The sequence below is a fragment of the Prochlorococcus marinus CUG1438 genome, assembly GCA_017644325.1.
Classification (GTDB): Bacteria; Cyanobacteriota; Cyanobacteriia; order PCC-6307; family Cyanobiaceae; genus Prochlorococcus_A; species Prochlorococcus_A marinus_AA.
Map to the genome: position 1 here is coordinate 636,370 of JAEPLS010000001.1, position 20,378 is coordinate 656,747.

The 20,378-nt window shown below is 33.5% G+C and carries 16 protein-coding genes and 1 tRNA gene; 8 read left to right on the top strand and 9 right to left on the bottom strand.

What is annotated here, in order from left to right; genetic code table 11:
• The first annotated feature begins 285 nt into the window (after positions 1-285).
• Positions 286-1,512 carry an LL-diaminopimelate aminotransferase gene (locus JJ847_03530; protein ID MBO6959954.1) on the top strand — a complete coding sequence of 409 codons (1,227 nt, stop codon included), beginning with the start codon at positions 286-288 and terminating at the stop codon, positions 1,510-1,512.
• Positions 1,513-1,544: 32 nt separating this feature from the next.
• On the top strand, positions 1,545-1,862 hold the full coding sequence (clpS, locus tag JJ847_03535; protein ID MBO6959955.1) for an ATP-dependent Clp protease adapter ClpS: 318 nt from the start codon (positions 1,545-1,547) through the stop codon (positions 1,860-1,862).
• A 15-nt stretch (positions 1,863-1,877) separates the two neighbouring features.
• Here clpS and JJ847_03540 read toward each other — a convergent pair whose 3' ends face one another.
• The 4 genes from JJ847_03540 to JJ847_03555 all read right to left on the bottom strand — a co-directional run bounded on the left by JJ847_03540 (position 1,878) and on the right by JJ847_03555 (position 6,390).
• Positions 1,878-3,497, bottom strand: coding sequence for a B12-binding domain-containing radical SAM protein (locus tag JJ847_03540; protein MBO6959956.1), 1,620 nt, complete (start codon positions 3,495-3,497; stop codon positions 1,878-1,880).
• A 107-nt stretch (positions 3,498-3,604) separates the two neighbouring features.
• The gene (locus JJ847_03545; GenBank protein ID MBO6959957.1) at positions 3,605-4,696 is read right to left on the bottom strand and encodes a glycosyltransferase family 2 protein; all 1,092 of its coding nucleotides are present in this window, start codon (positions 4,694-4,696) and stop codon (positions 3,605-3,607) included.
• Between the two features lie 45 nt (positions 4,697-4,741).
• Positions 4,742-6,295, bottom strand: a complete 1,554-nt coding sequence (locus tag JJ847_03550) for a glycosyltransferase family 39 protein (protein ID MBO6959958.1) — start codon at positions 6,293-6,295, stop codon at positions 4,742-4,744.
• A 23-nt stretch (positions 6,296-6,318) separates the two neighbouring features.
• A tRNA-Thr gene (locus JJ847_03555) sits at positions 6,319-6,390 on the bottom strand.
• A 53-nt stretch (positions 6,391-6,443) separates the two neighbouring features.
• Between JJ847_03555 and JJ847_03560 the strand changes: the two genes are divergently transcribed.
• On the top strand, positions 6,444-6,680 hold the full coding sequence (locus tag JJ847_03560; protein MBO6959959.1) for a DUF3493 domain-containing protein: 237 nt from the start codon (positions 6,444-6,446) through the stop codon (positions 6,678-6,680).
• Between the two features lie 16 nt (positions 6,681-6,696).
• On the opposite strand, the gene infB is transcribed toward JJ847_03560, so the two are convergent.
• From infB to rimP, 4 genes are read right to left on the bottom strand one after another with little or no spacing between them, the layout of a single operon-like run.
• Positions 6,697-10,038, bottom strand: a complete 3,342-nt coding sequence (infB, locus tag JJ847_03565; protein MBO6959960.1) for a translation initiation factor IF-2 — start codon at positions 10,036-10,038, stop codon at positions 6,697-6,699.
• A gap of 56 nt (positions 10,039-10,094) precedes the next feature.
• Positions 10,095-10,367 (bottom strand): YlxR family protein, encoded by a 273-nt coding sequence (locus tag JJ847_03570; GenBank protein MBO6959961.1) that lies wholly within the window; start codon positions 10,365-10,367, stop codon positions 10,095-10,097.
• A complete protein-coding gene (gene nusA, locus JJ847_03575; protein MBO6959962.1) occupies positions 10,364-11,767 on the bottom strand; it encodes a transcription termination factor NusA in 1,404 nt (467 codons plus the stop codon). The genes JJ847_03570 and nusA overlap by 4 nt, the downstream gene beginning before the upstream one ends.
• 36 nt (positions 11,768-11,803) lie before the next feature.
• The gene (rimP, locus tag JJ847_03580) at positions 11,804-12,271 is read right to left on the bottom strand and encodes a ribosome maturation factor RimP (GenBank protein ID MBO6959963.1); all 468 of its coding nucleotides are present in this window, start codon (positions 12,269-12,271) and stop codon (positions 11,804-11,806) included.
• Between the two features lie 157 nt (positions 12,272-12,428).
• Here rimP and JJ847_03585 point away from each other — a divergent pair, with 157 nt between their 5' ends.
• Together JJ847_03585 and rpiA are read left to right on the top strand one after the other, a co-directional pair.
• Complete coding sequence (locus JJ847_03585; protein ID MBO6959964.1) at positions 12,429-13,559, top strand: trypsin-like peptidase domain-containing protein; 1,131 nt, start codon at positions 12,429-12,431, stop codon at positions 13,557-13,559.
• Positions 13,560-13,624: 65 nt separating this feature from the next.
• The gene (gene rpiA, locus JJ847_03590; protein MBO6959965.1) at positions 13,625-14,320 is read left to right on the top strand and encodes a ribose-5-phosphate isomerase RpiA; all 696 of its coding nucleotides are present in this window, start codon (positions 13,625-13,627) and stop codon (positions 14,318-14,320) included.
• On the opposite strand, the gene hisD is transcribed toward rpiA, so the two are convergent.
• Entirely contained in the window at positions 14,317-15,603 is a 1,287-nt protein-coding gene (gene hisD / locus JJ847_03595; protein MBO6959966.1) for a histidinol dehydrogenase, read from the bottom strand. The two genes, rpiA and hisD, sit on opposite strands and share 4 nt — an antisense overlap.
• Before the next feature lie 120 nt (positions 15,604-15,723).
• On the opposite strand from hisD, the gene JJ847_03600 reads away from it, so the two are divergent.
• The 3 genes from JJ847_03600 (at position 15,724) to rpoB (ending at position 20,353) form a co-directional block, all read left to right on the top strand.
• Complete coding sequence (locus tag JJ847_03600) at positions 15,724-16,017, top strand: 30S ribosomal protein S20 (GenBank protein MBO6959967.1); 294 nt, start codon at positions 15,724-15,726, stop codon at positions 16,015-16,017.
• Between the two features lie 17 nt (positions 16,018-16,034).
• Positions 16,035-16,829: a TatD family hydrolase gene (locus tag JJ847_03605; protein MBO6959968.1), complete on the top strand. Its 795-nt coding sequence runs from the start codon at positions 16,035-16,037 to the stop codon at positions 16,827-16,829.
• A gap of 230 nt (positions 16,830-17,059) precedes the next feature.
• Positions 17,060-20,353: a DNA-directed RNA polymerase subunit beta gene (gene rpoB / locus JJ847_03610; protein MBO6959969.1), complete on the top strand. Its 3,294-nt coding sequence runs from the start codon at positions 17,060-17,062 to the stop codon at positions 20,351-20,353.
• Positions 20,354-20,378: the final 25 nt, after the last annotated feature.

Genomic DNA, 20,378 nt, shown 5'->3' on the forward strand with positions numbered 1-20,378 from the left:
TTTATGAATGGTTTGAATTTTGAAAAATCATCTAAAGAAAAAAGTTAAATTCTTATATTTTAAGAAAGCAATTGTTTAAAATTGATATTATTCACTTTTAGAATTAAAGTTAATAGCAATTAGATTCTGCTATATATAAAGCTTTAGACGACTCTTAAACTATTTGAAATTGAATTCATAGCCATGATTATCTCTTGGAAATCATAACTACAATAATATTAACATCTAATCACCACTAAAGCACGTTGATACATTATCCTAATAATGGTGAAATTCTTTTCTAAAGTGGTTCAAGTAAACGAAAATTATTTAAAACTCAAAGCTGGTTATTTATTTCCTGAGATTGCCAAAAGGGTAAAGTTATATTCTCAATCAAATAAGAGTTCTAACATAATCAAGCTTGGTATAGGAGACGTCACAGAGCCTTTACCTAAAGCATGTAGAGATGCAATGGCTAAAGCTTTAAATGAAATGGGAACTACTGAAGGTTTCAAAGGCTATGGACCAGAACAAGGTTATTCCTGGCTGAGAGAAAAAATATCTGAGCATGATTTTATTTCTCGAGGCTGTCAAATTTCACCTGAAGAAATCTTTGTTTCAGATGGTTCTAAATGCGATAGTAGTAATATTTTAGATATTCTTGGCAAAGATAATTCAATTGCTGTAACAGATCCTGTTTATCCTGTTTATGTAGATAGTAACGTCATGACAGGTAGAACTGGAGAAGCTCTCGAAAATGGTACTTATCAAGGGTTAACATATTTAGCAATAAACGAGGGAAACAACTTTTTGCCAAAACTACCTGAAAAAAAAGTTGATATTTTATATCTTTGTTTTCCAAATAATCCGACTGGAGCAACTATCACAAAAAAAGAATTGAAAAAGTGGGTTGACTATGCGCTCCAAAACAAATCTCTGATACTTTTTGATGCAGCTTATGAAGCATTTATCCAAGATAATGATATTCCACATTCAATATATGAGATTGAGGGGGCAAAGGATTGTGCTATTGAATTTAGATCTTTTTCAAAGAATGCAGGATTCACTGGAGTTAGATGTGCTTTTACAGTAATACCTAAAGGGCTCAAAGGTTTGAGTTCAACAAATAAGGAAATAGAGTTATGGCCTCTTTGGAATAGGCGACAATCTACAAAGTTCAATGGAGTAAGTTACGTGGTTCAGAAAGGTGCAGAGGCTGTTTATTCTCCTGAAGGGAAAAAACAAGTGAGAGGTTTAATTGATTTTTATATGGAAAATGCAAAAATTATGAAAAATAAACTTCAGAATTCAGGGTATAAAGTTTACGGTGGGGACAATGCTCCTTATATTTGGATTAAAGTTCCAGATCAAATGACATCTTGGGACTTTTTTGATTTCCTTCTCCAAAAAGTTAGTGTAGTGGGAACACCTGGGAGCGGATTTGGATTAGCAGGAGAGGGTTATTTTCGCTTGTCAGCATTTAACTCACGATCAAACGTCCTTGATGCAATGGAAAGAATAATTAATATATAATTATTAGTACAACTTAAACTCTAATAAATGTAATGCTATCTATAAAATTAGAACAAAGTGCAAATAATAATTCAGCAGTGATTGAAAAGAAACCTGCAGAATTAAAAAATAAATCTCCAAAATATAAGGTTTTACTTCATAATGACCCAGTTAATTCTATGGAGTATGTCACTATTACACTGCGAGAAGTTGTTCCGCAATTAAGTGAACAAGATGCTGTTGCAATAATGCTTGAAGCACACAATACGGGTGTGGGTTTAGTAATTGTTTGTGATTTAGAGCCAGCAGAATTCTACTCAGAATCATTAAAGTCTAAAGGAATTTCTAGTTCAATTGAGAAAGAGGATTAATAAAAGTTGAATTTATTATTTAGAGTGAGCTAATTTCCTTTCTGATAAAGGACGGACTTTTAGAGATTCTTTTAAGGAAGACTTTCCATATTCCCTCTCAAGAATGTCAATTACTGTTTTACCAAATTCGTCTTCTGGATTATCAAAAGCTTCTAAGCAAACCTGACCTAGTTTCTTTCCTAGTGACCCTGGATTCCATAGAAGTTTTCTCGCTGTCCATGGCATCATGCTCATTGGATTGTAATTTGGCTTCAAAATTTTATGCTCCAAAGCGTACTTCTCAAGAAGAGTATGAGGTTGCAAACCTATAAAGAATATAGCTGGATCAACTAAGCCTTTACCAAAAATATTTTCTAATTCTCTATGGTAAGCAATTGTTTGTCTTATGGTGCTGGGCGTTTCATCAAAAACATTAAATGAATAATTGACTGAAACATGATTCTTGAAACCTGATTTGACTAGCATTCTGCAATTATTTAATACAGTTTCCAGGTCATATGCTAATCTCATTTTTCTAACAAGTTCTTGAGATCCAGAGGTGATACCTATTTCAAAATAGCTCATACCTGTATCAACCATAAGCTGAGCTAGCTCAGAATCAATATTATCTGCTCTAATGTATGCAGCCCAATTAATATCGTCCCAACCTTGGTCCTTAATTGCTTGCAAAAGTGTTTTTGCATCTTCAATATGTTTTTTGGCTGGAATAAACTGTGCATCTGTAAACCAAAATCCCCTTACTCCAAGATCATATAATTGTTTCATTTCTTTGATTACTTCGTTAACAGGATTAACGCGAACCTGCTTCCCTTCCACAACTGTGTAAACACAGAAACAACAATTATGAGGACAACCTCTTTTTGTTTGTACCCCTACGTAATAATCGCCACCTTCTATATACCAATCGAATTCAGGCCATATTGATTTAATATATTTATAGTTGCAAGCAGTTTTAACAGTGCCTGAAGGTTGTTCATGTATTAATTTGTTCCGAGGTTTTTGTCCAGCAACGTAACATCTTTCTTCTTCTATTGAATCTCCCTTAATGATTTTTTCTATGAGATTTTCTCCCTCTCCAACTGAAATAACAGTTCCTTTTGGGAGTAGATTTCCTAATTGTTCATAGAAGACACTAACAGCCCCACCTCCTAAAATTACTTTTACATTTTTATTGTATTTTTTTGCTCTTTTTAGTCCCATCTTGACTAAAGAAGTATTTCTATATATTTCTCCATAATGAGATGCAATCAATTTTAATCCTCCCCAGGAACCTCTAATTTTTTTAAGGATATTTTTTGAGTAGAAAACTTCAAAAGAGTTTTGTAGGGGATTTCCACTTCTACCATCAACAGGTGCATAAATTTGTATATCTCTCCATGAAAAAATGATTATATGGGGTCTAAATTGATCAATTTTTCTTATTAAATATTTGGAAACTTTATTAGAGGGAATTATTGCTAGATCGATAAATTGCTGCTCGATACTTGGGAAACATTTATGAATATGGTCTGCTATGTAAATCGGACCTATTGGAAATATTGGGTTACATGGAAGTCTTACAGTAAGAATTTTTCCATAGTTCTTTCTGTGAATATCTTTTTTATTTAATTTTTTGAACTCGAAATTAAAATTCATGACATAAAATTCTAATGAATTTATCTTCATTTAGAATCTAACTACTTTATTACTAATTTGGCGAAATTAAAAATCTGTAGAAAATGTAACTGAAAATTTTCTTAAATTCAAAGATCAGAAATCATATAAATCCAGCAAACTCTAAGAAGTTTTAATCCATCGATCCATCTAGATATATTTGGTGCACCACTTTTCCTTGCATAATATCTAACTGGATAATTAAGTATTTTGATATTATTGTTTGCAGCTTCAAATATTATTGTGAAGTCTCCAAATGGATCAGACTTTGAATCCCAACTTCCATTTTGTTTCATGAGTTTAAAGAATTTTCTCGAAAAAACTTTTGTTCCACAAAGTGAATCCGATACTGGCTTATTTATGAGAATTGATAAAAATATTGCGAAAAGTCTGTTTCCTATATAGTTAGCCCACCTCATTGCATCTTTTTCCATCGGGAAGGTTGTACGGGAACAATTAATTAAGATATTCTCATTTTTGGTTGATTCCATAATAGCTGCAATACTGTCATCAATATCTACAGTAAAATCACTATCAATTATGGCGAGAGTTTCACCTGAAGAAATATTAAATCCTTCAACTACAGCATTTTTCTTGCCTTTGGAAGTTTGTTTTAAAAGAGATATTTTGAAGAAATTTGAGAAATTTTCTTTTAATTCTTGAAGTATTTGATAAGTATTATCCTTACTATTTCCCTCTACAAATATAATTTCTAATTTGTTGGGTATACTTTTAAACTTGTTTAATGCATTTATTAAAAGTTCTTTATTTCCTGCTTCGTTTCTTGCAGGAATTACTATAGAAATTAAGTGGTTGGAATTATTTTCATTATATTTATAAAATACTATTTCAAGTTCATAAGCAAGTTGTTTAACAATTGGAAGTTTGCGAAAAATATTTTTTAACGATTGTGGAATTATTTTGGTTGGCAAAGGTGTTAATTTTTTTGCTTTCCATCTAATGGATCTGTAGTTATAAATTTCTGCAAGAGATTCAATATCGCATAATGTTATTCTTGCTTTACTAGTAGTTTCTTTGAAGATTCTTGAATCTAATTTTAGCCATCTAGTAATTGGCTCCCAAGTATTACCCCTAACTTTAATCGCAATAAATTCTTTATTATTTTTGAATAATTGATGAAGTTTATTATTCGTTAAATTCCATGAATTTACTGATTCCATTACTGCATAAAGTTTATAAAAGACAATTTAATTGATCTAGATTATTTACTTTTTTAATATTAATTTCCAGGGTTTTAAAATATCATTTTCATATATGACTTCGTAAGAATTATTATTGTTTTTTATTCTTTTAGATTCAGTTGACCAAGCTAATTCAGATTCTTTTAAAAGATCTATGCTTTCTAAACCTTTACCTAGTTTAGGGGTTAATAACGAAATTTGTATAATTTTTGATTGAGATAGAGAGTCGTCTATGCCTGTTTTATCAACCTCTATAAGTTGATCTTTTACTATATCAATAGTGGATACATATTCCATTGTTTCTCTAAGCTCTCTTGATCTATCAGTAAATAATCCCGATTGCAATAGAAATGAAGTGAACAAGTAAGGTCCTATTAAAAGAGTTATTAATATTTCTTTAAATGAGAATTTATGTTTTATGAATGACCAAGAGAATCCGAAAAATAATAATCCAAGAATCAGAAATGTATTTTCCTTTAAGTTTAAGTTACTTATATTTTTAAAGAAAAAATAATATATGAAAGTTATTGAGAGTATAAGTAATGGAATTATTTTTGAAGTAATAAATATAAAAATTGGTTTGTATCTTTTAGAGTTAAATAAATATTTTATCCCTATGTAAGAATTGAGTGTCAAAATAGATGAGATTTGTAGATTATAGTAAGGCGTCTTCGTAGAAAAAAAACTTTGAATAGTTATTAATATTAAGGGAAAAAAGGTTAGTAAATATTTATTCTCTTTACCTTTATAAAGGTTGCATACCGTACCAATAATTGCAAAAAAACTCCATGGAAGGAATGTTACTGGAATATTCCAAAAATAATAATAGAAAGGATTTGTAAAAGTATTGTTATTAGAGAGAATGTAAAACTTTTCAGTTAAGTAAAAAAGAATATTTTTATCTAAGTAAGGGTTAATAGAGAATGACCATAATAAAAATGGAATAAATCCAATGAATAATCCAAACCAAAAAAATTTACTGAATATAAGATTTCTTTTAATATATAAAAAAGGCAAGAGTGATAATAAAGGGACAAATACAAGAAAAGTTTTCATCATAAAAGATAAGCCAATCCAAATACCAAAAAGCAAAATATAGAATTTGTTATCTTTTCTTTTTATTTTGACTAAAGAAAATACCCCAATAGTTACTAAACATGAATAAATGATATCTTGAGTGGCTAAGTGTGAGTAGTCAAACCATAAATATGTTGTAGATAGAATTAGTGGAGATATAATTGCATATTGTTTATTAAAAAATTCTTCATGTAGTTTGTAAGTTATGAAAAGCATTAATATTGCAGCAGCTGTTGTAGGCAGGTATGCAGAAAACATATTTCTTCCAAAGATTTCTTGAGATTTTGCAATTAAAAACTGTATACCTATAGTTCTGTCTAAGACATATTCATCCCACCAAAGAGGAATTGACCAGTTACCTTTATCTAATATCCATCTAGCTTGTAATGCATAAAATCCTTCATCAAAAGCGATATAACTTCTTTTGCCAAAATAAAATACAAGAGGGATAAAAATAAATAGTTTATAAAGAGATTTTAATTTCAAAATTCTGCTAATCATACTTCTTTAAATTTGCTTTTAAATGCCGATAATTGGAATTGAACCAATGACCTACTGTTTACGAAACAGTTGCTCTACCGCTAAGCTATACCGGCAATATAAAAATTAATATTTTTGTATAGACTTAATTTTATAATTGAAAGAATTTATGTCAAAAATAGATCCTGAATTAAAAAAGAAATTATTAAAGGAATCCCAGTCCCCTTTCAAGGGATTAAGGAGAATACTTTGGATTGCTTTTAGTGGCTCTGCATTTTTGGGACTTCTAATAATGCTTTCTAAAATTGCGAGTGGGAGTGAATTTCAGCTAAATAACCTTCTCATACAAATTTGTGCTTGTATACTATTTCCTACTTTATTATTTTTTGATAGGAATAAAGATTAACAGGCTCAATATTTATTTATTGCGTTAATGTTCTTTTCTTAGTAACAAATTTAAATGCTTCGATTATGTCTCCTTCTTTCCACGAAGAGAATTTATCACAGCCAACTCCACATTCAAATCCAGTATTTACCTCTTTTACATCATCTTTAGATCTTTTAAGAGAATTTAAATCCCCTTCAAAAATTACTTTCTCTGATCTTAAAACTCTTAGAGAGCAATTCCTTTGTAATTTACCAGTTTGTATATAACAGCCAGCTATGGCTCCCTTACCAACTGCGAAAATTGCTCTAACTTCGGCTTTGCCTAACGACTCTTCTACGAGATCAGGTTCCAGCAGGCCTTCCATAGCTAATTGAATATCCTCTAGGAGTTTATAGATTACTTCATATTCTCTTATGTCAACATCATTTGCATCAGCTGCTTTCTTGGCTCCAGATGCCAATGAGGTGTTAAATCCAATAATTACTGACCCTGATGCAGCGGCGAGATCTATATCTGTTTCTGTTATTTCTCCAGGAGCAGAGAGTAAAACTCTAACTTGAACTTCATTTTTAGGTAATTGTTCCAGTGATCCCAATATGGCTTCAACGCTACCTTGAACATCAGCTTTGAGAATTAAGTTTAACTCTTTTAGTTCCCCATCATTTGCTTGAGTCGATACAGATGATAAACTGACTCTCCTCGAGGCCATTTGCTGAGCTAATTTTGTTGCACGAGCATCCGTAGCTCTATCTCCGACAATAGTTCTAGCAATTTTTTCATCAGGGTAGACTTCAAATTCATCACCTGCCGTTGGCACTTCACTGAATCCTAGAGCTTCTACTGGGTATGACGGCCCTGCTTCTTTGATTCTATTTCCATGTTCATCAACCATTGCTCTAATTTTTCCGAGAACTGACCCTGCAGCCAAAACATCTCCTGATTTTAAGGTACCGTTTTGCACTAATAAAGTAGCTACAGGACCTTTTGCTTTATCTAGGTGGGCTTCAATTACAGTTCCTTTAGCAGCTCTATTGGGGTTAGCTTGCAAATCTTCAACTTCTGAAACTAATAAAATCATTTCGAGCAGTTTATCAATATTTTGTTTTTTAATTGCACTTACAGGAACCATTACAGTATCACCTCCCCAATCTTCAGCAATCAAATCTTTTTCCGATAGTTCCTGCTTGACTTTGTCCGGAGATGCACCTTCTTTATCAATTTTATTTATTGCAACCACAATTGGTACTTTTGCAGCTCTTGCATGACTAATTGCTTCAAGTGTTTGGGGTCTGCAACCATCATCTGCAGCTACGACTAAAACAGCCACGTCTGTGACTTTTGTACCCCTTGCTCTCATAGCTGTAAAGGCTTCATGCCCAGGGGTATCTAGAAAAGTCAATTTTTTATTTTTAGATTCATGTTCAAATTCAACTTGATAAGCCCCAATATGTTGTGTAATACCTCCTGCCTCCCCGGAAGCTACTCTTGATTGTCTTATAGCATCTAAAAGACTTGTTTTGCCATGATCTACATGACCCATTACTGTAATAACAGGTGGCCTTTTTATTAAATTATCAATATCCTCAGATTCAATCATATTAACTGTTTTCTCAGCAGCCTCTTGGATATCATCTTGCAAAACAGGTACTCCAAATTCTTCAGCTACTGTTTCGATAGTTGCCAAGTCAAGTGATTGAGTTACTGTTGCCGTTATTCCTTTAAAGAAGAGAGATTTGATTATTTCAGAACTTTCAAGACTTAATTTATCAGCTAATTCTTGAACTGTTAAATTATCTTCAGGAACGATTATCATTTCCGGCCTCACTTGTTTAGCTTCTTTAGCAGCCTTTAATTCCATCGCCCTTCTTTTTTGCCTTTGTCTTGTAGTTTCTTTTTTCTTCTTCTTAAATTGTTTTATGGATTTTTGAGATTTAGTATCTTCAGAATTTTCTCTCTTAGGGCGAGCTAGACTAGCCGAAAGTATTGAAATTTTTTCTCCTGAGTATCCACTAGTCTCAGATGTTAATGAATCATCGTTCTCACCAATAATATGAACTTTTTGTCTTTGTTTTTGGGGATTTTTATTTCTTAAAGCATCTAATTTTGCGCTATCATCCCAATCTCGATTTCCTGGTTTTTTTGAATTATTTGAAAATGTCCTATGTTGTGGTTTTTTGGAACCCAAGCCAGTATTTGGTCTAGTATTCGGAGCTTTGACCTTCTGCTTAGGTGACTCAACATTTTGTTTTTCGTTGTTATTTAAACTTGGTTTATCCTTCTCAAATTTATTAGTTTTTTGAAGTTGTAAAAGCTCATTAGGTGATACTGGTTTCCTTATCATGTTGGGCTTTTGGCCATTGAATTTAGTATTTGGTCTGTTAGGAGTACCAGCTCTATTTGTATTGGCTTGTCTATTAAATGTGCCAGGTCTACCTTGATCAGATGGTTTGTTTCTTAATCCAGGTCTATTAAAACCTTGCCTGTTAGGAGTACCAGCTCTATTTGTATTGGCTTGTCTATTAAATGTGCCAGGTCTACCTTGATCAGATGATTTGTTTTTTAATCCAGGTCTATTAGGTAAACCTGGTCTATTGGGAGATCCAGGTTTATTAGTGAGGGTTTGTTTAAAAGAATTGTTTGGTTTATTATTATTTTGCTTATTAAGAACTTCTCTCCTTATCGGAGCTCCTACGAGCTCAGGGGTATTTTTTTTATTAATAAAGTTTGTTTTATTTGGTTTAGTGGGATTTTGATTAGGTTCATCAGATAATTGTCTTTTCCCTCCTGAATTTTGAATGTTCCTAGGAGATTCATTAGATTTAAGATTATTATTTATATTTTTAGGCCTTGCAATTAGTTGAATAGGCGGTTTTGCTGGGCTTTTGATAGGTGGTGGAGTTATATTATCTTTGGACTGTTTTTTATCTTGGTTAAAGTTTTGTGAGGATTTTCCCTTAGTATTTTGATTTGTAAGATTTATTTGAGATTGTGAGCTGTTTATAATATTTGGTTTATTCGGGTTTTTAGCTTGATTTGAGTTTGTTTTAAGACTATCAGTCTGATTAAGAGGTTTTATTAATAATGGCTTTTTGTTTGAATTATCTTTTAGGGGTTTGACTTCGAAAGGAGATTCTTCCTTTTTGCTTGGTTTGTAGTTATTTTTTTCAAATGATGGTTTATTAATAGAAAGAATTTTTTTATCGGAATTTTTTTTATTAATTAGATTTCTTATTTTTTTTGCATCCTCTGCACTAATAGAACTGCTATGACTTTTTACTGAAATTGAAAGTTTTTGAGCGGCATTCAATATATCCTTATTTTCCAGATTTAAGTCTCTGGAAAGTTCGTAAATTCTGATTTTATCGCTGATAGTCATTTAATCTGATTTGTACTCTTTTGAAATTAAAGAGGATGTAGTTTAATTATATTCCCTTATTGGGATAGTCCATTGAAGCTTATAATTTCTTCTTCAAGAATATCAATAAATTCAGGTTCTAAAGATGTTTTTAAAGCTTTTTGAAGCTTTTTTTTTATCTTGGAATCTAAGTAACATTTTTTTGACTTACAAATGTAAGCTGATCGTCCCATTCCCTTTTGAAACATGATGCCTTGCTTATGATCTTTTGTAATCTTTAAAAGATGATTCCTATCATACGTTTTCCTACATGAAATGCATATCCGCATAACAGGTGATTGTCTTGTCACCGTTTTCTCTCCTCAGTTGTCGATATTTCACTTTCTTGGGCAGTCTCTAATTGATCATTCTTTAAATATTCTTCTCTTTGGTATTGCTCTTCTTCAAACTCTTGTTCATCTTCAGGCAATGGGTAAAGCTCTCTTAATCTTGCATCCTCAGCAGCACGCTCAGCTTGTTCTGCTTCTAATCTTAGCTCAGCTTCTCGCTGGAGTTTCTCTTCATCTTCCCTCTGAATGATTAATTCAGAGACTGCGGCATCTTCTGTTTCCTGATCATATTCATGTGAGTTTTTAACGTCAATCTTCCAACCAGTTAACCTCGCGGCAAGTCTTACATTTTGACCTTCTCTGCCAATCGCAAGACTTAATTGATCAGGAGGAACTAGTACATGAGCATGTTGCCCTTCTGGGTCAACTAACCTTACAAGATCTACTTTCGCAGGACTTAAAGAATTTAAAATATACTGTATGGGATCTGATGACCATTTGATAACATCAATTTTTTCCCCTCTTAATTCATTAACGACTTGTTGAATTCTTGCTCCTCTAGCTCCAATACAGGCACCCACGGGGTCAACTTCTTGTTCCACACTATCAACGGCTACTTTTGTTCTTGGCCCAACTGCTCTTGAAGGAGGGTTAGCCTCTCTTGAAACTGCAACAATTTTAACTGTCCCTTCTTGGATTTCTGGCACTTCATTTTCAAATAGATAAACAACCAAACCAGCATTGGCTCTACTTACAAAAAGTTGGGGACCTTTTCTGGCTACTTCGCTAACTTCTTTCAAAAAAACTTTGAAGGTTGCATTTGCTCTGTAATTATCATTTGGTAATTGATCTCTCTTGGGAAGTTCGGCTTCTACTTCAGGCCTACCAATGCCTGAACTAACTCCCATAATCACTGATTGTCTTTCAAATCTTATAACTCTTGCAGTTAAAACAGGATCTTCTAAATCTGCAAATTCTTCCTGGATCATTTTTCGTTGTTGATCTCTTAATTTTTGAGCTAACACTTGCTTTGTTGTTGAAGCAGCCATTCGCCCAAAATCCTCTTTTTCAGGAGTAACGTCTAAAACTACTGTGTCACCTATTTGTGCATCATCTGCGACTTGTTTGACCTCAACTAGAGATATTTGATGATCTTCACTCTCGACTTCTTCAACAATGATTTTACTTGATAAGATCCTATACCCCTCTTCATCTAAATCTAGTCCAACATCAAAATTACTAAAATATTCTTCATCGAATGGATCTTCGCTAACTCCAATGTAAAAAGTCCTTCTATATTTTTCGTATCCTTTTAATAAAGCTTCGCGTAAGGCTGCTTCCACGATATTAGGAGGTAACTTTTTTTCCTCACTAATATCTTCAATGAGATTGTTTAAACCTGGGAGAATAACTAATGCCATCTATGATGGGAAATTTGAATAATGGTTGAAAAATAATTAATCTTTTAATGTACAAAGACTAATCTTTAGTACTTCATCAAAAGGGATTTTTTTTATTTTACCTTTTATGTTAATGGCTAAATAATCTTTAGACTTTTCATAAAGTAAACCATGCAGAAATTTTATTTTTGATTTCTTCTGGTTTAACTCAACATTAACTGGAAAACCCTTAAAAGTTTTGAAGTCTCTTTCTGAGGTTAATTCATCACTGACCCCTTGACTACTAATTTCTAGAACATATGAACAATTTAAAAGATTTGAATTTTCTATTTCTTTAGATGCAGGGGTATTAAATGTTGCACAATCATTAAGTGAAATATCATCACCATTAAGTTTTTTAATAATGATTTTGATAACAATTGGACTTTGATTTGTTTGTATTTTGATACTGCAGATTTCCAAACCACTTAAATTGGCAACTTTTCGTAATAAATTTTCCAGTTTACTTGCGTTTTCTTTATCCAAATTTATTTACATAAATTAATTTAAGGTAATTTTCACATATAGAAAAAGTTTTTTCTACGGGAATGAAAAAATTTGTATTTTATGGATGTAAACAAATAAACAACGAATACATATTTCTTCAATTAGATTTACCGAATATATAAAAAATATTAAATAAATGAAGTTTCTTAAGATTAAATTCATTAATTTAATCCAAATTTTCATTACTATTTGTTTTTGTTTAATTAATCTTTCTTATAAAGCTGAAGTCCTAGCTTTGACTCCTAATGAAAGCCACAATTTTGTATCTTCAGCTGCGAAAAACGTTGGACCCGCAGTAGTAAAAATTGATACTGAACGATTGCTAGAGAGACAACAATTTGATCCCACTCTATTAGATCCTTTATTGAGAGATTTACTTGGTGAGCAAGGAATTACTCCTGAGAGGGAAAGAGGCCAAGGTTCTGGGGTAATTATTAATGAAGATGGTTTGATTCTTACAAATGCTCATGTTGTAGAGAGAGTGGACGATGTTTCAGTAACTTTGGCAGATGGGACCATTTGCGATGGTCGAGTTCTGGGAACAGATTCAGTTACTGACCTAGCTCTAGTGAAAATTGAGGAGCCTACGTACTCTAGTTTCGCCCCACTTGGAAATTCTGAAGATCTTGAGGTTGGAGACTGGGCAATTGCTCTTGGTACACCATATGGTTTAGAAAAAACGGTTACTCTTGGTATAGTAAGTAGCCTGCATAGGGATATTAATAGTTTAGGTTTTTCAGACAAAAGGCTTGATCTTATACAGACTGATGCGGCAATAAATCCAGGAAATTCGGGAGGACCACTTATAAACTCAAATGGTGAGGTAATAGGAATTAATACATTGGTTAGAAGTGGCCCTGGTGCAGGTTTAGGTTTCGCAATACCTATTAATTTAGCTAAAAATGTTTCAGATCAACTTCTTAAAAATGGAGAAGTTATCCATCCATATTTAGGGGTCCAATTGATTTCGTTGAACCCTAGAATAGCTAAAGAACATAATCTAGACCCTAACTCTTTAGTGCAATTACCTGAAAGAAATGGAGCTTTAATTCAATCAGTCATACCAAATAGTCCGGCCGAAAAAGCTGGTTTAAGACGAGGTGATTTAGTAATAGCCGCGGAAAATATTTCTATAGAGGAACCTAAAGCACTGTTAGACGAAGTTGAAAAAGCTCAGATTGGGAAAGTATTTCTATTAATTGTCTTAAGAGATAATAAAGAGATACAGATAAATATCAAACCAGAACCTTTGCCTGGTTTGACATAAATCACCCATTGAAATTTAATAATCTATTAAGTTAGGAAAAAAAGATTTTGGATTCACAAACTCAGATGAAACAAATAGTTGCTGATGCAGCAATTAAAGAAGTAGAAAGTGACATGATTCTTGGCTTAGGATCTGGATCTACAGCCGCTCTTATGATAAAGAGTCTCGGTGATGAAATTCGTTCTGGAAAACTGCAAAATATAAGAGGTGTTGCCACTTCCTTTCAGTCGGAAGTTTTAGCGCTAGAACTCGATATCCCGCTTATTGACTTAGCATCTGTTTCTGAAATAGATTTAGCTATAGATGGAGCAGATGAAGTTGATCCTGGATTTCAATTAATAAAGGGAGGGGGAGCATGCCATGTAAGAGAAAAGTTAGTTGCATCTAAAGCTAATAAATTGCTGATAGTTGTTGACGAAACTAAACTTGTACAAAATTTAAATAAATCATTTCCTTTACCTGTAGAGGTGCTTCCAAATGCTTGGAAGCAGGTTCAAGACGTAATTACAGAAATGAATGGTACTTCTACTTTAAGAATGGCTAGTAAAAAAGCTGGCCCAGTTGTTACGGACCAAGGCAATTTAATAATAGATGTATTGTTTAATGACGGTATTAAGAATCCAAAAGATATTGAAAAGAATATAAATAATATTCCGGGTGTATTAGAAAACGGATTATTCGTTGATCTTACTGATAAAGTATTGGTTGGTAAAATTGAAAACAATATTCCAATTGTTTACTCTCTCTCAAAAATTGATTAATCTTCAAATCTTATTTGTACTGAGTTAGCGTGACTATATAAACCCTCACTCTCTGCAAGATTTATAATATCAGTACTGTTAGCTTTTAAACTTTCTTCGTTAAATTCAATTACAGAGGTGTTTTTCATGAAAGTTTCAACTCCAAGAGAACCGCTAAATCTAGAATTACCTGATGTGGGTAAAGTATGATTTGGCCCAGCCAGATAATCTCCTACAGCTTCTGGGGTCCATTTCCCTAAAAATATAGCTCCTGCATTCTCTATGTTTTTGAGAATCTTTCTTGAATCAAAAGTTAAAATTTCCAAGTGTTCTGGTGCAAAGTTATTGCTAAGTTCTATGCATGATTCGTAATTCTCGCATATAACAATTAATCCCCAATTAGTTATTGATTGCAAGCAAATTTCTTTTCTTGGATGATTATCTATTTTTTTGTAAATTTCTTCTAAAACTTCTTTTGCCTGGTTCTTAGACGTAGTTAGAAGTATTGAAGAAGCCAAAGGATCATGTTCTGCCTGTGCTAGTAGATCAGACGCTATGTGTGAACTTTGAGCTGTTTCATCAGCAATAATTAATATTTCGCTTGGTCCAGCTAAAGAGTCAATTCCTGTTGAGCCATAAATGAGTTTCTTAGCAGTAGTTACAAAGATATTCCCTGGGCCAGTAATAACATCGACTTTATTGATTTGATTCGTGCCAAATGCTAAAGCACCAATTGCTTGGGCTCCTCCAATTCTAAAAACTTTATGTATCCCTGATAAGTAGGCTGCAGCTAAAACAGTTTTGTTTATGTTCCCCTCTTTATTTCCAGGGGATACCATTATTATTTCTTCTACTCCTGCTACTTTGGCGGGTATTGCATTCATTAATACAGTGCTTGGATAAGCGGCTCTGCCTCCTGGAATATAAATTCCTGCATTTTTTACTGGTCTCCATTTCCTTTGGACTGTATCACCATACTCACCTTTTATAGTGAAAGATACAGGAATTTCTTTTTCGTGGAATTTTTTAATTCTTTTGTGGGCCACTTCAAGTGAGTGCTTTAAGTTGCTATCAATTTCATCCCATGCATCTTTTAAGTCTTTCGCAGAAACTTGCATAGGATCTGGGTTGAAACCATCAAATTTCTTTGTATATTTTTTTACAGCTATGTCTCCAAAAATTTTCACCTCTTGAAGAATTTCTTCTACAATTGAATTTATTTTATTATTGTTTTCTGAATTAGTTCGTGTAGAAATCCTTTTTAATTCTGCAATAGCATCCTTTTTATTATTTATAATCTTCATATTTTTAATTTTATAAATTGAAAGGTTTGAGACTCAATTTAATACTTTTTTAAATTATATATGATTGATTAGTAGTCGATCTATTTGTTATGATGATTAACTTCTATATATATATCCTCTGTGGCCAATAACAAATCAGCAAAAAAGAGAATACAAATTGCCGAAAGAAATCGATTAATTAATAAGTCCTATAAATCTACAGTAAGAACTTTGATTAAAAAGACTTTAGAGAATTGTGAAAAATACAAAAAGGAACCTAATGATGAAAATAAGAATTTAGTGACAACAAGCCTTAATAATGCTTTTAGTCTAATTGATAAAGCAGTTAAGAAAAATGTTCTCCACAAGAATAATGGGGCTAATAGAAAATCAAAAATTAATAAATTTGTAAAAGATACCATCACCACAAAGTAAAAAGGCAGATCATCATTATGAGCGATATTGAACTCATAGACTCTCACTGTCATTTGATATTTGAAAATTTTGAAAAAGATCTTGCAGATGTTGTTTTAAGATTGCGTTCGAGAGGTGTAAAAAAGTTAGTCCATGCTTGTTGTGAGTTATCAGAAATTCCTAAGTTAAAAAAAATATCCCATGAATTTGATGAAATTTATTATTCAGTTGGTTTGCATCCGCTAGAAGCAAAAAAATGGGAATTAAGTTCCAAATATCTTTTAAAAAAATCAGCTAAAGAAGATAGAAAAGTCGTAGCTATTGGGGAATTAGGTTTGGATTTTTTCAAAAATGAAAATAAAAATCAGCAAATCGATGCTCTTATTCCTCAAATGGAGCTAGCGCACGAACTTGAATTGCCTGTAATTATTCATTGCAGAGATGCCGCGAATGAAATGATAGAGATATGTAATGATCTTTCTAAAAAAGGGAAATGCCCTAAAGGGGTACTTCACTGTTGGACAGGAACCCCAAGAGAAATGAAAAAATTCTTGGATTTTGGTTTTTATATTAGTTTTAGTGGAATAGTAACTTTTCCAAAAGCGCATGAAATTCATGAGTGTGCCAAAATAGTTCCTAATGATAAATACCTTATTGAAACTGACGCACCTTTCTTAGCCCCTGTCCCTCACAGAGGAAAAAGAAATGAGCCGGCTTTTGTTGAAAATGTAGCAAAATTTTTGGCAGATTTAAGATCTACTGATTTATTTACAATTGCTAAAGAGTCGTCCAATAATGCTGAAGATTTGTTTAAATTTGACTTGATAAGTTGACACTACAGCTGTTATTATTAGGAATTACTTGAAATTTTTTCTTAATTTTTTAGTTTTAGCTTTTAATTAATGGTTTTATGGCTGTTAAACTAAATTTTAGTTTTTGTTAAATCAATTTTTTTGAAATTCAGATTTAATGTTTGAATTTAACTAAAAAGAGGAGTTAAACAACTAATTATTAAGTAGATTATAAGTAAATAGTAATCTCACATAATCGCAGGTTTTCTTGCATGAGCAGTAGCGCTTTACAGGTAGCAAAAACAGCTACTTATCTACCAGATTTAGTTGAAGTACAAAGAGCAAGCTTTAAATGGTTTTTGGAAAAAGGTCTAATAGAGGAACTGCAAAACTTTTCTCCCATTTCTGATTACACAGGTAAATTAGAATTGCATTTTATAGGTGAAGAGTACAGATTAAAAAGACCTAGGCATGATGTTGAAGAGGCAAAAAGGAGAGATGCAACATTTGCTTCTCAAATGTATGTGACTTGCAGGTTAATAAATAAGGAAACAGGAGAAATTAAAGAACAAGAAGTATTTATTGGAGAATTACCACTAATGACTGAAAGAGGAACTTTCATCATTAATGGAGCTGAAAGAGTAATTGTTAATCAAATTGTTCGAAGCCCTGGTGTATATTTCAAAGATGAACAGGATAAAAACGGCCGAAGAACTTACAATGCTAGTGTTATACCAAATAGAGGCGCATGGCTAAAATTTGAGACTGATAAAAATAACTTACTCTATGTAAGAGTCGATAAAACAAGAAAAATTAATGCTCATGTTCTCATGAGAGCAATGGGCCTCAGCGATAATGACGTCGTGGATAAGCTTAGGCATCCCGAATTTTATCAAAGTTCAATCGATTCAGCCAATGAAGAGGGTATAAATTCAGAAGATCAAGCTTTACTAGAGCTTTACAAGAAGCTACGTCCTGGTGAACCCCCTTCTGTTTCTGGGGGGCAACAACTATTACATAGTAGATTTTTTGATCCCAAAAGATATGATTTAGGCCGAGTTGGTAGATATAAAATAAACAATAAATTGAGGCTTACTGTACCAGATGAAATTAGAACACTTACCCATGAAGATGTTCTTTCCACTATTGATTATTTAATCAACCTTGAATTGGATGTTGGCGGTGCTAGTTTAGATGACATTGACCACCTTGGTAACAGAAGAGTTAGATCTGTGGGGGAACTTCTTCAAAATCAAGTAAGGGTTGGCCTTAACCGTTTAGAGAGAATTATTAAAGAGAGAATGACTGTTGGAGAAACAGATTCTCTTACTCCTGCTCAACTAGTTAATCCTAAACCTTTGGTGGCGGCAATAAAAGAGTTTTTTGGCTCCAGTCAATTAAGTCAATTTATGGATCAAACTAATCCTTTGGCTGAATTGACACATAAGAGAAGGATTTCGGCCCTTGGTCCTGGTGGTCTAACACGAGAAAGAGCAGGCTTTGCAGTAAGAGACATTCATCCATCACATTACGGTAGATTATGTCCTATTGAGACTCCTGAAGGTCCTAATGCAGGACTTATAAATTCTTTAGCTACCCATGCAAGAGTCAATGAATATGGTTTCATTGAAACTCCTTTTTGGGAAGTTAAAAATGGTAGAGTTAATAAAGAAGGAGATCCTGTCTACCTTTCTGCCGATTTAGAAGATGAGTGCAGGGTAGCTCCAGGAGATGTGGCCACCGATAAAGATGGAAATATACTCGCAAATCTAATACCGGTACGATATAGACAAGATTTTGAAAAAGTACCTCCTTATCAAGTTGATTATGTTCAGCTGTCACCCGTACAAGTAATTTCAGTTGCCACTTCACTAATTCCTTTTTTAGAACATGATGATGCGAATAGAGCCCTGATGGGATCTAATATGCAGCGACAGGCAGTTCCATTGCTTAGGCCAGAACGCCCTTTGGTTGGGACAGGTTTAGAGTCTCAAGTAGCCAGAGATTCTGGGATGGTACCCATAACAAAAGTTAGTGGCACTGTCTCTTATGTAGACGCTAATGAGATTGTAGTTAAAGATGATGATGGTAATGAACATTTTCATTATCTTCAAAAATACCAAAGATCAAATCAAGATACTTGTCTAAACCAAAGACCTATAGTAAAGATCGGCGATCATGTTATATCTGGGCAAGTTTTAGCAGATGGTTCGGCATGTGAAGGAGGAGAAATCGCCTTAGGTCAGAATGTCTTAATTGCTTATATGCCATGGGAAGGCTACAACTACGAGGATGCAATTCTTGTAAGCGAGAGGATGGTTACTGATGATTTATACACATCAGTACATATTGAAAAATATGAAATTGAGGCAAGACAAACAAAATTAGGGCCTGAAGAAATCACAAGAGAAATACCTAATATTTCTGAAGAAAGTTTAAATAATCTCGATGAAATGGGCATAATTAGAATTGGTGCTTTTGTCGAGAGTGGGGATATTCTTGTAGGTAAAGTTACTCCAAAAGGGGAATCTGACCAGCCACCTGAAGAGAAACTTTTGAGGGCCATATTTGGCGAAAAAGCTAGAGATGTTAGAGACAACTCTCTCAGGGTTCCAAAGACTGAAAAGGGAAGAGTTTTGGATGTTCGTATTTACACAAGAGAACAAGGTGATGAACTACCTCCCGGGGCTAACATGGTTGTTAGGGTTTATGTGGCTCAAAGAAGAAAGATTCAAGTAGGGGATAAAATGGCTGGAAGGCATGGTAACAAAGGTATTATTAGTAGAATCTTGCCCAGAGAAGATATGCCATATCTACCTGATGGAACCCCTGTAGATATAGTTCTTAACCCGCTAGGTGTTCCAAGTAGGATGAATGTTGGCCAAGTTTTTGAATTATTAATGGGCTGGGCAGCATCTAACTTAAATTGCAGGGTTAAAGTTGTTCCATTTGATGAAATGTATGGTGCTGAAAAATCACATCAGACTGTTCAAGCATTTTTAGAGGAAGCCTCAAAACAGCCAGGGAAAGCATGGGTTTACAATCCTGATGATCCTGGAAAATTATTGCTTAAAGATGGCAGAACAGGCGAACCCTTTGACCAGCCAGTTGCAGTTGGCTACTCCCACTTCCTTAAGTTAGTACATTTGGTGGATGATAAAATTCATGCCAGATCTACAGGCCCTTACTCTTTGGTTACACAGCAACCATTGGGTGGTAAAGCTCAACAAGGTGGCCAAAGACTTGGGGAAATGGAAGTATGGGCTCTTGAGGCATATGGAGCGGCTTATACTCTTCAAGAACTATTAACCGTTAAATCTGATGATATGCAAGGAAGGAACGAAGCCTTAAATGCAATCGTTAAAGGTAAACCTATTCCAAGGCCAGGCACTCCTGAGTCATTCAAAGTTCTTATGAGAGAATTACAATCTCTCGGATTAGATATTGGAGTTTACACAGATGAAGGTAAGGAGGTAGATCTCATGCAAGATGTAAATCCAAGAAGGAATACTCCGTCAAGACCGACTTACGAATCACTAGGAACCTCTGAATATGAGGAAGATTAAATACCCAACTAAAAAACTTCTAATT